The 12,820-nt window shown below is 70.6% G+C and carries 5 protein-coding genes and 1 tRNA gene; 1 reads left to right on the forward strand and 5 read right to left on the reverse strand.

Annotated elements, in window-relative coordinates; translation table 11 throughout:
- Positions 1 to 18 precede the first annotated feature (18 nt).
- The 5 genes from ACGFIQ_RS03255 to ACGFIQ_RS03275 form a co-directional block, all read right to left on the reverse strand.
- Positions 19 to 2,043, reverse strand: coding sequence for a dynamin family protein (locus ACGFIQ_RS03255; RefSeq protein WP_393238414.1), 2,025 nt, complete (start codon positions 2,041 to 2,043; stop codon positions 19 to 21).
- The gene (locus ACGFIQ_RS03260; protein WP_393238417.1) at positions 2,040 to 5,267 is read right to left on the reverse strand and encodes an NACHT domain-containing protein; all 3,228 of its coding nucleotides are present in this window, start codon (positions 5,265 to 5,267) and stop codon (positions 2,040 to 2,042) included. The genes ACGFIQ_RS03255 and ACGFIQ_RS03260 overlap by 4 nt, the downstream gene beginning before the upstream one ends.
- Positions 5,268 to 5,330: 63 nt before the next feature.
- Positions 5,331 to 6,059 carry a DegT/DnrJ/EryC1/StrS family aminotransferase gene (locus ACGFIQ_RS03265; protein WP_393238420.1) on the reverse strand — a complete coding sequence of 243 codons (729 nt, stop codon included), beginning with the start codon at positions 6,057 to 6,059 and terminating at the stop codon, positions 5,331 to 5,333.
- 282 nt (positions 6,060 to 6,341) lie between these two features.
- Positions 6,342 to 6,417: transfer RNA gene (locus ACGFIQ_RS03270), tRNA-Lys, on the reverse strand.
- Between the two features lie 222 nt (positions 6,418 to 6,639).
- Entirely contained in the window at positions 6,640 to 9,624 is a 2,985-nt protein-coding gene (locus ACGFIQ_RS03275) for a glycoside hydrolase family 3 C-terminal domain-containing protein (protein WP_393238423.1), read from the reverse strand.
- Positions 9,625 to 10,113: 489 nt separating this feature from the next.
- Between ACGFIQ_RS03275 and ACGFIQ_RS03280 the strand changes: the two genes are divergently transcribed.
- The gene (locus ACGFIQ_RS03280; RefSeq protein ID WP_393238426.1) at positions 10,114 to 12,789 is read left to right on the forward strand and encodes an ATP-binding protein; all 2,676 of its coding nucleotides are present in this window, start codon (positions 10,114 to 10,116) and stop codon (positions 12,787 to 12,789) included.
- Positions 12,790 to 12,820: the final 31 nt, after the last annotated feature.

A 12,820-nucleotide genomic window follows, 5' to 3' on the forward strand; every position in this document is an offset into this window, starting at 1 on the left:
AGGACGCTGGCGGTTCGGTCACGGGGCATCGTGGCGGTGCCGCTCGAACGTCCGGGCCAACGTTTCGAGGGCTTCCGCGGCGTTGGCCGCCGCTGCGGCGTTCAGCGCCCACCGTTGACGTCCGTCATCGGGGGGCAGCAGGGCGGCCCGCGCGGCGGTGCGTAGCTGATCGAAGGCGTCGTCGACGACGGGTACCAGGGTGTCGCGGATGCGGGTGGCCTGGGCGCCTCTGCTGCGGTGAAAACCCGCGACCAAAGCTTGCATCAGATGACCCTTGCCCGCGTTGAAGTCCTTGTAGAGCTTGCGGATCTCGAGCGGCACCATGACCGCCGTGAACACGGTTGCGGACCGTGCGACCGTGCCGGTGGCGGCGCTGCGGGCGACATTCTGCGCCACGGTGGCGGCGAGCGCCGTACCCGCGCGTCCGGCACCGGCCCGGCCGACGACCGACACCGTCCCGGAGCCGGCAGCTTTCATCGCCGCAGCGGCGACCTGGCTGAGGACCTGGTTGAACAGGTCGCCGGCGATGTCACCGGCAGGGCCCGCGACACGTTGCACGTCGACCGGAGCTACTACGCTGCCAGCGGCCCGGTCGGTCTTCGGCAGGGTGACCGCGAGGTCGGCTGCTAGCGCCTGCATCCGCCACCGAATGGTGCTGGCGGCCACATCCGACAGCCGCTCGTGGAAGCGAAGCTCGGCGAGTTTTCGCGTGGTCGCCTCGTCGATCGAGCGGTCGAGTCGTACGCCGATCGAGTCGTTGGCGCCTCGGGTCAGCGAGGAACTCGCCGCGCTGCGTAGCGAACCGGTGAGGGTGAACTGAGCCATGACCACCTCCACGGCCACCGCGGCGAGAATGTCGACCAACTCGCTGGCGAACCGGTCGGCGATGGCGTGGATCTCGGTGTCGAGCTGGTCGCGGGCCGGGCCGATGACGTCGCGTTCGATCCGGTGCAGGGTGTTCATCTGGTGCTGGTGGAGTGCGGCCCGGCCCGCGAAGACCTGCTCCGCCGCGAGCGCGGCGTGCCGTAGCGCAGCGGCGGTGGCCGCGCACCGGGTCATCAGGGCGTGGGTGCGGGTGCTGGCGTCGTTGGCGACCGCCCGCAGCGCCTCCCGGACCTGGTCGTAGCCGCACCGCGCGAGTTCCCGCGCAATCGAGGGATCCAGGTGTTGGCTATCCGCGCCGCGCAGCCGTCGGACCAGGGCATGGGCGTGATAGGCGTCGTAGAGGAGGATGTCGCCTAGATAGTCCCCGAGGTGCGCGCGTAGCTGACCGACCACGTCGGCGAACGCCGGATCGGTGTGCGGGTCGTAGTCGTCATCGTCTTCGTGGTCCTCGAGAGCACGTGTGACGATGCCCAGCACGGTGCCGCGCCGACGAGCCAGCGCGTCGGCGAAGGTCTCGATCTCTGCGCGGTTGGCCGCGGCGTCCGGGAAGAAGGTCCAGATGACGAGGTCGGCCGCGTCGTCGCGAAGGTAGTCCAGGGTGATGTCCTGGAACGCCGCGATGCGGTCGCCGAGACCCGGGGTGTTGACGATGCGTAGGTTGTGCAGCAGCGGCTCGTCAAGGTGGAACCGCACTTCGCGGCAGGACATCTGATCCGCCTGGTCGCTGTGTTGGCGGGCCAGGAACCGTGCTCCGTCGGCCACGGAGGAGAAAAGCGTTTCCCGGCCGTCGGCGTCCACCCGTACCGCCTGTTCCGGCATTCCCGGGTGGCATGCCTGTAGGACGGAGACCACACCGTCGGTCGGCCGGTCAGAACTCGGCAGCAGCTTCCGGCCGAGCAAGGAATTGACGAACGTCGACTTTCCCGAGGACACCTGACCGATCACGATCACGGTCACGGCGGCCGACGCCCGTTCCCGCAGCCGCGACACCCATCCGGGGTCGGCGAGCACCGGGTGCTCGGACGTGCCGAGGTTCGCCTCGCGGGCGAGGCCGACCACCTCGGCGCACAGGTAATGGAGGCGGTCGAGTGCGGGGTCGTCCCGGAGCGTGGCGATGCGGAAGGCCGGGTCGGCCATATCCGGATTGGCAGGGGTCATCGGCCACTCCTCAGTCGGTCGAGGTCTTCCTGGATCGCCTTACCCGACGTGCTGTCCGCGGGTGCCTGCCGCAGCGCGGTTTCCAACTGTTGGGTCGCCGGACCGTAGCGGCCGAGCCGTTTGAGCTGCTGGGCGAGGTGACGTCGGGTTTGGAGTGTGCAGTGGTGACTGTCGCCGAGAGCCCACCGTTCCTCGGCCAGTTGCCTGGTCAAGATGTCTTCAGCCGCTTCGGCGGGTACCCCCGGCCGCAGGGCGATCACAGAACGGATCGGATGGAGATCGGCGATCAACCTGTCGTAACCGGCCGGTACCGGCCCCTCTCCGGGACGGAGTTTGCCGAAGGCCCGCCGGACGCTCATGAGGTGGTCGCCGGCCTCCTCCACCTTGCCGGCCTGGGTGAGGATCCGACCCAGGGCCCAACGGGCCTGCACGAGCAGGGCCCGATCCGTCTGCCGCCGTTCGAGGGCGGCCACGGTGGCGCGGGCCTGTCGCTCGGCGGCGCGGACGCTGCCCTCGCGGGCTTGGAGTTCCAGTCCGGTCAGAGACTCGACCACGGTGAAGGGATGATCGGCGCCGAGCAGCCGCGTGAGGGCAGCGACGACCCGCTGTTGGTGTTCGGCCGCCCCGGGCATGCCGGTATCCAACCGTTGCCACACTTCCACCCGGTCGGCCACCACACGTTCGAGGTCGGCGCTGGGAGCCACGGCACGCAGTGCCGCGGCCCAGGTCGTCGTGATGTCGTCGAGCGACCTCATGGTCGTCCAGACGGAGAGCGCGGGCTGCCCGGTGTCGGTCGGCGGGGCGGTGTCGGGAGTACCCGACGCCGGTCCATGGCCTGCCAGCCGGTCCTGAAGCCGGGCGTGCCGGAACCGGTAACCGGCACCGGAGTGGACGAGTACGCCACGGCGTCGGCCGTCGTCGAGCACCCTGATGACGGCGAATGGGAGGCGGCCCTGCGCTGCGAGCAGCAGCCGGGCCACCTGGAACCATGACCAGGGACTACGGACCAGGATCTGCAGACACACCGCGAGGCCGAGGAGGGCGAGAAGCGGCGCCGGCCAGGACGGCGCGAGCGGGAAGACGCCGGCGGCGACGTACGCCAGAGCCGCAGCGGTGACCGCGCCGGCGACCCCCTCCAGCACGGCCCTGCGCTCGATGATCAGGGCGGTGGACGGATCCACCCCCTCGGTTTCGCCGACCGCCTCGTGGCGCTGATCGGCCCAGGTCAGGCTCGACAGGAGCAGCCACAGGGCCAGACCAGCGAAGAAGCCCCCGACAACTCCATCAGTCACCGGGTCACCGAGACCGTCACGCAGATCGGCTATGACGCCGACCGTCACGCCGGTCAGTCCGAGGACCACCCCTCTGCGCGCAGCGGGGGTCGCGGTGCTTTTCGAGGCGGACACGGGACGCCACGGCTCAGGGAGGTCACGGCCGAAGCCGAGCCCGCCCGACAGGCCGCCGAGCACGCCGCCGAGAAGACCACCCCGAAGGCCGCCGGCCAGCGCGCCGAGCAGCGGCGCCTCTGTCCCGCCGGCAAGTGCCGCAACGAGGCCGACCGCACCGCCCGCGGTCAGCCCGACGCACAGGCCAACCGCCCCACCGATCAACGCGCCCGCACCGACGCGGCGGAGGAACCGGGCCGATCCGCCGCCGGCCGGCCAGTCCAGGCGACCGCGCCCGGACAGAGCACCGAACCCCCCCACGAGGCCACCCGCGTATCCCCCGACCAGCCCGCCCAGCAGCGCGACACCGTATCCGACCAGGACCGCGTCGGAACCGCCGCCCCCGGCCGGCCCCACACCGAGCCGTCGCACGTCGGTGATGACGTCGTCGACCACCGCGGCGGGGACGACATCAGCCGCTACGAGGTACCACAGGGGAAGCGTGACGAGAGCCGCGCAGCAGAGTGCGGTCAGGGCACCGGCAACCGCCGCGAACAGCGGACGCGGCGTCAGCCGGTGGAGGTTCCACCACCCGAACGACCGCGTGTCGTCGTTGTGTAGCCGGCGGGCGAGGAAGGTGAAGACGCGCCGGGCGTCCGCGGCGCTCAACGCCCGGGGTTTCAACGGCGACTCGCGGTAGGCAGTGGACAGCAGGCTGTCCAACAGGTCACCCTCGATCGCCGCCCGGTCCGGAAGTTCGTGCCGGTCCAGAAGCCTTGCCGGGTCGGCCAAACCGCTGCTGTAGGTGGTCACGGTGAGCGAGAGCATCAGCGGCGTCGAAAGGGCCGAGGCGAGCGCCCCCTCTGGTTCGTCGACGAGTTCCGCGATCAGGGCGTCCCAGGATCGGGGGTACGCGTCAGGTGGTCGCAGCATCGACAGGTGGTCGGCCACCTGCTCCCCGGTCAACGGGCGGAGCCGCACGGCGGCGGCGCCACGAATCGCGCCAGCCCTCGGGTATGCCTCCGGGCGGCTGGTCACCACTATGGACGCATCGGCGGGAAGAGCGTTGATGGCGGCCAGCACATCGACGCGACGCTCGGGCGGCACCTCATCCAAACCGTCGAGCACGAGAACGAGCCGGCGGGTTTCCAGCATCGTGGCGACCGCGTTGGGGCCGTAGCGGGCGGGATCCGCCAGCACCGGTGAGATCGCCTTGATCTGTCGGACGAGCCAGTCCTGGAAATCCTCGGTAGCGCGCAGAGTGGCCAAGGGAAGGAACACCGGAACGCTACTGTCCCCCGGGGATTGATCCCGGGCCAGCCCGCTGGTCAGGAGGAGGGCCACCGTCGTCTTGCCCGCGCCGGGAGGCCCGAGAACGACGAGGCGACCGGACGGCACTGCCCGCAGGACGCCCGCCGCGTCCGCGGCCGACCTGACAGCCGGTGGGGCGCCGACCCACAGATCCGATTGCTTCGAAGCGCCGTCCGGGCGCAGCCCCACCAGGCGAAGGTTGTCCGTGCGGTCATCGGCCGGCTCCCAGCGCAGCGGAATCGGGTGCCGGCTGTCGAAGAAACGGTCGCGCCAATCCATCTTCAGCCGGGCGTGGACGTCGAGTGCGACCTGAGCGGCAGCGCCCTCCACAGCGGCCGGCCCGGTTGCCTGGGACAGCGCTTCCTGACGGCTGCGGTCGAGGTAAACCGTAAGCCCCTGCACGACGCCCATCGTTAGCGCGACGGCGCCGAGACCGAACAGGCCGGCGGCGGTATCACCCAGTGTCGCGAGCGTCACGGCTACGCCGGCGAGGACCACCGACAACCAGTACCCGAAAGCGTGTCGCACCGCTGCTCCCCAGCGATTGGATCCGGAGAGCCATTATGGCCGACATCGACCAATCGCTTTCGATCACTGTCGACAATCGGATTCAATTCCGCGCTGTCCGCTGGCCGGGTCGCCGAGCGATGGCCTGGAGGCGACAGCGGGGTCGCCGCGTAGGTGGCCGAGGTGGGTGTAGTGGTCGATGCGGTCGGCGAGTTCGTGGTCGTTGGTGAGGATGAGGCCGCCTTCGCCCGTGGACGGTAGTTTCCGGTCGTGGGTGGAGAAGCATCCGACCTGGCCGAGGGTGCCTGCGTGCAGGTTGGCGATGCGGGTGCCGTGGGCTTGGGCTGCGTCTTCGATGACGGGTACGCCCGCGTCGGCGAGTAGGCCAGTGATCGCACGTTCGTCGTTGAGGTAGCCCCACAGCGGCAGGGTTATCGCGGCGCGGGTGCGAGCAGAGAGTTTCCGGTCGACATCCGTGGGGTCCGGGGCGAGGGAATTCGGCAGGGTATCCGGCACGGGGATCGCGCCGCAGGTGATGATCGGCATGGCGGTCGGAAGTGGCGCGGTTGCGGGAACGAGTACCTCGGTGCCGGGGCGGACGTTGAAGGCGATGAGCGCGGCGTGAAGAGCGGAGGAGCCGGAGTTGACGGCGATGGCCCGTGCGGCACCGAATCGGTGGGCGAGGGTGCGCTCGTAGACGGGCAGGATTTGGGCGCCACCGGAGAGGCGCCCGTCGTCGAGGACCGCGCGGATCTCGTCTAGCTCACCGCAGGGCGGTGGCGAATATCGGTCGTCGACGGGGTTCTCCAGCACTACATCGTCAAGCCAGCCCTTGCCCCCGACAGCTCTGCCATCCTCGAACAGCTCGGGGGCAGGCCGGAGCCAGGCGGTTCCGAATCCCACAACCCTGGCCCGGCCCCGACCGGATAGCCGGGGGCGGGTGGCGGGGGCGGGTGGCGGCCGGTACGCCTACCACCCGGCCTGCCGAACCTGATCGCCCCGGCCGTTACTGGGGGGTTTTCGGGGGAGGGTTCGAAAATACATAGATAAGCATAAAGGCCCTGGCCAGTTTTTTTGCTGGTCAGGGCCTTTATTTGGTGCGCCGCCAGGGACTCGAACCCCGAACCCGCGGATTAAGAGTCCGCTGCTCTGCCAGTTGAGCTAGCGGCGCTCGCCGGCAACGGGATGAGACGTTAACACCGCCGTGGACGGGCGTTTCCATGACCCCACGTCCGCCGGCCGACCGGCCCCGCGACCTTCGGCCGACACACGACCGGCACCGAAATCTTCGGAGACCAGATCGGGCCAGGCTTGCACACCGGAGGCCGGCTTCCTGGCTGCCCACCTTTGCCGACCCGGGCCGGGACGACGATCGTCCCGGCCCGGGCTCCGGTCACCTGATGGAGAAGTCGGCGAGCCGCACCGGCGAGTCGAACACCAGGTACACGTCGTGGGTGCCGGCCGCGCGGGCCAACTCGGCGCTGACGCTGACGTACCGGTAGTCGTCGCCGGTGCTGGGCACGGTCGCCGTGCCCAGCAGCCGACCGGTGGGCGAGCCCAGCCGCACCTGGATGGTGCCGGCGTCCGCGCCGGCCCTGGCGACCTTCGCGGTGAAGGTGTGGGCGCCCGGACGCAGGGCCGAACCGGCGAACGCGATCCACTGGCCCGCCGCGGTGGCACCGACGGCCGTACCCCGGGGCTTCGTCTCGTCGACGAGCCGGACCCCGGCGTACCTGTCGAAGTTCTCCGCCCGGGTGGTCCGGGACAGGTCCCGGGCCGGAACCGTCTCACCGCGCACCCGCACCGCGGTCCGGGCCCGGATGTCCTCGGCGGACGCGCCGACCATCAGGTCGTGGGTGGACGATTCGACCACCCACCGGCTGCGGGTCACGTCCCAGTGCGCCAGGTCGGCGACGGGCACCCGCAACGTCACGGTCCGGGTCTGCCCGGGTGCGAGGTGCACCCGCTGGAACGCCTTGAGCGCACGGTTCGGGGTCTTGACCCGCGAGGTGCGCTGGTGGGTGTAGAGCTGGACCACCTCGGCCCCGGCCCGGCTGCCGGTGTTCGTCACGTCGACGCTGACCGTGATGGTGCCGTCGGCCGCGACCGGCCGGTCGCCGGTGCGCGCCTGGCCGTACCGGAACCGGGAGTACGACAGCCCGTGGCCGAACGGGTAGAGCGGCTTCGCGGTGCTGTACAGGTAGGTCTGCCCGGACGAGATGATGTCGTACTCCAGCAGGTCCGGCGGCAGTTGCCCGTCCGAGCGGTACCAGGTCTGGGTGAGCCGGCCGGACGGGTTGCGGTCACCGAACAGGACGTCGGCCACGGCGTGCCCGGTCTCGGCGCCCGCGTGGGTGGTCCACACGATCGCCGGGACGTGCTCCTGCTCCCAGGTCGTGGTGACCGGGTAACTGGTCTGGAGCACCAACACGGTACGCGGGTTGGCCCTGACCACGGCCTTGACCAGCGCCTCCTGGCCGGCGCTGAGGGCCGTGGAGGTACGGTCGTGCGCCTCGCGTCCGTTGATGAACGGGTTGCTGCCCACGACCAGCACGGCGGTGTCGGCCGCCTTGGCCGCCGCCACGGCCCGGTCGATGCCGCTGCTGATCACCTCGCGGCTGAAGTGGGTCGCGTCGGCCGGGGTGGACGCACCGAGCTTGAGCGCACCGTCGTCGCCGACCGTCACGTACTTCTCGGGGGCGAACCAGCTCTCCTTGGTCTCGTAGCCGACGTAGCGCAGCACCACGCTGCCGTCGTCCTGTGGCTCCAGCTTGAACTGCTGCTGGACGTACCAACCATTCGGCTGCGCGTCGCGGGTGACGAACGGCCCCCAGTTGTAGCCGAGGTAACGGCCGTTGGCGGCGTTGCGCAACGTCACCACATCCTGACCCCAGTCCACCACGTCGAACTGGGCTTCGGGCGATGCCGTGGTGCCGGTGGCGGCGACCGGGTCGGCGTCGGTGGTGCCGGTGGCCGTGACGTACCGGCCGGTCGCCGGGTCCTTCAGGGCGATCCGGTCGGCCCCGTCGAGCGCGTTGACGCTTGCCGAGGTGCCCAGCCGCTCGCGGATCCCGTCGAACGTCGTCACCTCGTACGGCAGGTCGCCGCCGTACCAGTCGGTGTAGAGGGTGTCGGCCAGCGGACCGAGCACGGCCACCTTGCGGGTCCGGGCCGGGTCCAGCGGAAGAGCCTGTCGGGAGTTCTTCAGCAGCACCATCGCCTCGCCGGCGGCCTGCCGGGCCAGCCGCTGGTGTTCCGGGCTGTTGATGACGTCCGGGGTGATGCCGCCGTAGCGGCCACCGCCCGGGTCGAACTCACCCAGCCGGAACCGCACGTTCAGGATCTCCCGGATCCGGGCGTCGATGTCCGCCTCGGTCAGCAGGCCGGTCGCCAGTGCCTGCTTGATGGCCGTCACCGTCGGTTGGGCGTTGGTGTCGTCGGTGATGAAGCTGTTGAGGCCGGCCTTGACGATCGCGGCGTTCGCCTCGGCCTGGGTGGCGTAGTACCCCTGGGAGGCGACGAGGTTGTTCGGCGCCCAGGCGTCGGTGACGTTCATCAGCGGTTGGTCGGTCCAGCCGCGCACCACAGTGGCCAGGTCCGGATCCACAGTTGCGGGCCGCCCGTTGATCAGGTTGTACGCGGCCATCACCCCGGTCGCCGCGTCGGCGGCGAGGGCCGGCTTGAACGCGGCCCGCTCGTACTCGTTGAGCACCCGGGCCGGCACGTTCGACGAGGTGACGTCGCGCCGGATCTCGTTGTTGTAGGCCAGGTAGTGCTTCAGGGTCGGTGCGCTCTTCAGGTGATCGGGGTCGCCGCCGGTCATGCCCGAGCCGTACGCGGTGGAGATCGCGGCGGTGAGCATCGGGTCCTCGGAGTAGCCCTCCTCGTTGCGTCCCCAGCGGGGGTCACGCAGCAGGTTGACCACCGGCGCCCAGAGGTTGAGACCCCACACCCGGGGGTTCTGCGCGTGGTAGCCGCGCGCCTCGTCGCCGACGGCGGAGCCGACCCGGTTGATCAGGTCGGTGTCCCAGGTGCTCGCCATGCCCACCGGCTGGGGAAAGGACGTGCCGCGGGCCTTGACGACAGCGCCGTTGTTGTCGATGTCGGTCGACCAGGCCACCCCGTGCAGAGCCTCGGTGCCGGTCTTGAACAGGCCGATGCCCAGCCGGGGAACGGCCGGCTGGTACTGGTGCAGCCACGAGATCTTCTCATCCAGGGTGAGGCGCCCGAGCAGGTCGTCGACCCGGGCGTTCACCGGCAGGTGCGGGTCTCGGAACGGGTAGGTGGGTTCGGCGAGGGCGGTGCCGGGAACGGCCGGTAGTGCCAGTAGGACGAGCGCGAGCACGGCGATTCCGCGCCGAAGGCGCTTGTACCCCATTTGCTTCTCCTCATGTCGTACGACAGACGCCCAGTGGGCGCCCCGACCGGCGTGGCCAGGCTCGACACCCGGCTGACGGGCCTGAACGACGAATCGTCGAAGCGCTTCGACGACCCGGCCGCACCACCACGGCCATGATTGTTGTGATCCGCGCAACTATAGATGCCCGCCAATGACCGGGCAATACCCGGCCGGGCCTCGCAGCCTTCGCACCTGCCGCGTGTTTGGTCTGCACCGACCCAGCATCCGGGCCGACGTCAGCGACCACTCGGCAGAAGCCCGGATCGCCTGTACGGTAAGGGTTCGCGAACGAGCGGTCAGGCATGCCCGGCCTTGGCTGCTCCCTTGGGTTCGAGACTTCAGCAAGCCTCGCGACTCCTCGTTGCGGCACCTCGGTGCAGCTCCGAGAGTTGGTCACAGAAGCGCATGTTGACACCGCCGGGCGAGGCCAGCGGGTGCGCCTGGTCGAAATTCGGGGAAGAGCAGCAGATGGAGCCCGACCTTTACGGTAGTCCACCGGCACCTGAAGGCACGGCCACACCAATGGAGTTCGTCGGCGCACTGCGGCAGTTGCGCCTCTGGTCCGGGCTGACCTACCGACAACTGGCGGCCAAAGCCGCCGCATCCGGGGATGCGCTGCCGTTCGGCACGATCGCCTCCGTGCTGAGCCGGACCAGTCTGCCGAGGCGGGAATTCGTGGTGACGTTCACGCGGGCCTGCGGCCTGGACGAAGCGTCGATCGCCCGCTGGGTGCGGGAGCGCAACGCGCTGGCGGTCAACGCCACGCAGGTGGTTGGCGGCGGGGCCCGGGACGACGGGGCCGACCTGGCGACCGCCGAGCCGGCCTGGCCGTCACCAGCCATGCTTCCACCGGACATCGCCGACTTCACCGGGCGCGCCGCCGAGGTCGCGGCGCTGACCCACCGGTTGACCGACGAGCGCAACGACGGCCGCGCACCCACCGCCCTGCCGGTGACCACCATCGCCGGCATGGGCGGGGTGGGCAAGACCGCACTCGCGACGCACGTCGCGCACCTGGTCCGGGCCGCGTACCCGGATGGTCAGCTCTGGGCCAACCTGACGAACGCCGATGCCAGCCCGGTGGACCCGGCCGAGGTGCTTGCCCGGTTCCTGCGGGCGCTCGGCATGCCGTACCGCGCCATCCCGGCCTGCCCGGCGGAACGCGCCGAGGCGTACCGGACCCGGACGGCCAACCGCAGGGTTTTGGTGGTGTTGGACAACGCGGTCTCCGAGGGGCAGGTCCGGCCCCTCCTGCCCGGGGCCGCCCCGTGTGCCGTGCTGATCACCAGTCGTGCGCGGATGACCGCGATCGAGGGCTCCCGGCGGATCGACCTGGACGTCCTCTCCGCCACCGAGGCGGTCGAGTTCCTGGTCCGGCTCGCCGACGACGAACGGGTGGTGGGCGAGCCCACGGCAGCCGCCGACCTGGTGAAGCTGTGCGGCTACCTGCCCCTCGCGGTGCGCATCGCGGGGGCCCGACTGGCGGCGCGGCCAACCTGGCAGCTCGCGCATCTCGTCGAGCAGCTCGACGACGAGCAGCGGCGCCTGGACTGGCTGGTCACGGGCGATCTGACGGTACGTGCCTCGCTGGCCATCAGCTACCGCGGGCTGACACCGGAGGCGCAGCGGCTGTTTCGGCTGCTCGGCCTCTTCGACGTACCGGACTTTTCCGCGACCCTGGCCGCCGCGGTGCTCGGCTGCCCCCCGGAGCGTGCGATCGAGCACACCGAGGCGCTTGTCGACGCCCAACTCCTTGTCGTGGACGGGCTCGACGTCGCCGGGCAGACCCGATACCGGTTCCACGACCTGACCAGGCTCTTCGCCGCCAGGTGCGCCGAGCTGGAGGTCGAACCCGACGAGCGGGCGCAGGCGGTGCAGCGCGGGCTGGGCGGCTGGCTCGCACTGGCCCGGCGGATGGCCAGGTGGATCCCGGGTCCCTGCTACGCGCCGATCAGTGGCCGGGCACCGCACACGGCACTGGACTGGGCAGACGACTACGCCGAGCGCGTCGCCGCCGCGGACTGGTTCGACGCCGAATGCGCCGCCCTGCAGGCCGGGGTCCGCCAGGCGTGCCGGCTCGGCCTGGACGACCTGGCGTTCGACCTGGCCGGCTGTCTGGAGAAATACTTCGACCTGCGCGGCAGGTACACCGAGTGGACGAGCCTCAACACCGAGGCGATGGCGGTCTGCCGCGTCGCCGGCAACCGGTTGGGCGAGGCGGTCATGCTCCGCGGCCTGCTCGACGTGACCACCTGGATCACCGACGACCGCGACGGTGACGCGATGGCCCGCTCCAGCATCCAGGCCCGCAATCTCCTGGAGATGTTCACCGCCCTCGGGCACGACGCGGGCGCGTCCGACGCCGCCGTCATGTACTCGTGGGCGCTGAGCGCCGGCGGCGCCTACCCCGAGGCGACAGCGATGGCGACCCGCGCGCTGAGCCTCGCCGAACGGTCGGACCACCTCGGCGGCCAGGCCCGGAGCAACCTCGCGCTGGCCATGGCCTACTACGAGCAGCAGCACGTCGACCTCGCGATCGGTCATGCCCTCGCCGCACTGGAGAACGCGCGAGCGTTGGGCAACATGCGCTGGGTCGCCACCGGCCTGCAGTACCTCGGGATCGCGTACCGGCAGCTCGGTGACCACGTGACCAGCGAGCGGATGCTCGACGAGTCGCTGGCCATCTCCCGTGCGCACCGCGATCACTACCCGGAGGTGCTGACCGTCCTCGCACTGGCCCGCCTCTACCTGGAACGCGGCGACGGCACCGCCCGGGAGACGGCCGAGACCGCTCTGACGCTCAGTCGCCGCTACCACATGAGGCACCATCTCGCCGAGGCGTACGCGGTCCTCGGCGAGATCGAGCTGCGCGACGGCAGGCCGGCCCACGCGATCCGTCACCTGGAGGCATCCGTCGCCATCTGGCGGACCCGGGGATGGCACTCGTTCCAGGCGGCTTCGCTGACGACCCTCGGAAAGGCGTACCTGCACGTCGACGCGCACGCCGCCCACCAGGCGTTCGTCGACGCGCAGGCGCTCTACGCCCAACTCGGCAACACCGACAAGGTCGCCGAACTGGGCCTGCTGGCCGACAGCGCGGCGGACCCCGCGGAGCACCGCGAACGGCAGCCGCGCCCGAGCTGACCGTGCGGCGGCCAGACGCCGGGTCGATCCC

Source organism: Micromonospora sp. NPDC048898 (assembly GCF_043198035.1).
In the GTDB taxonomy this organism is placed as follows: Bacteria; Actinomycetota; Actinomycetes; order Mycobacteriales; family Micromonosporaceae; genus Micromonospora.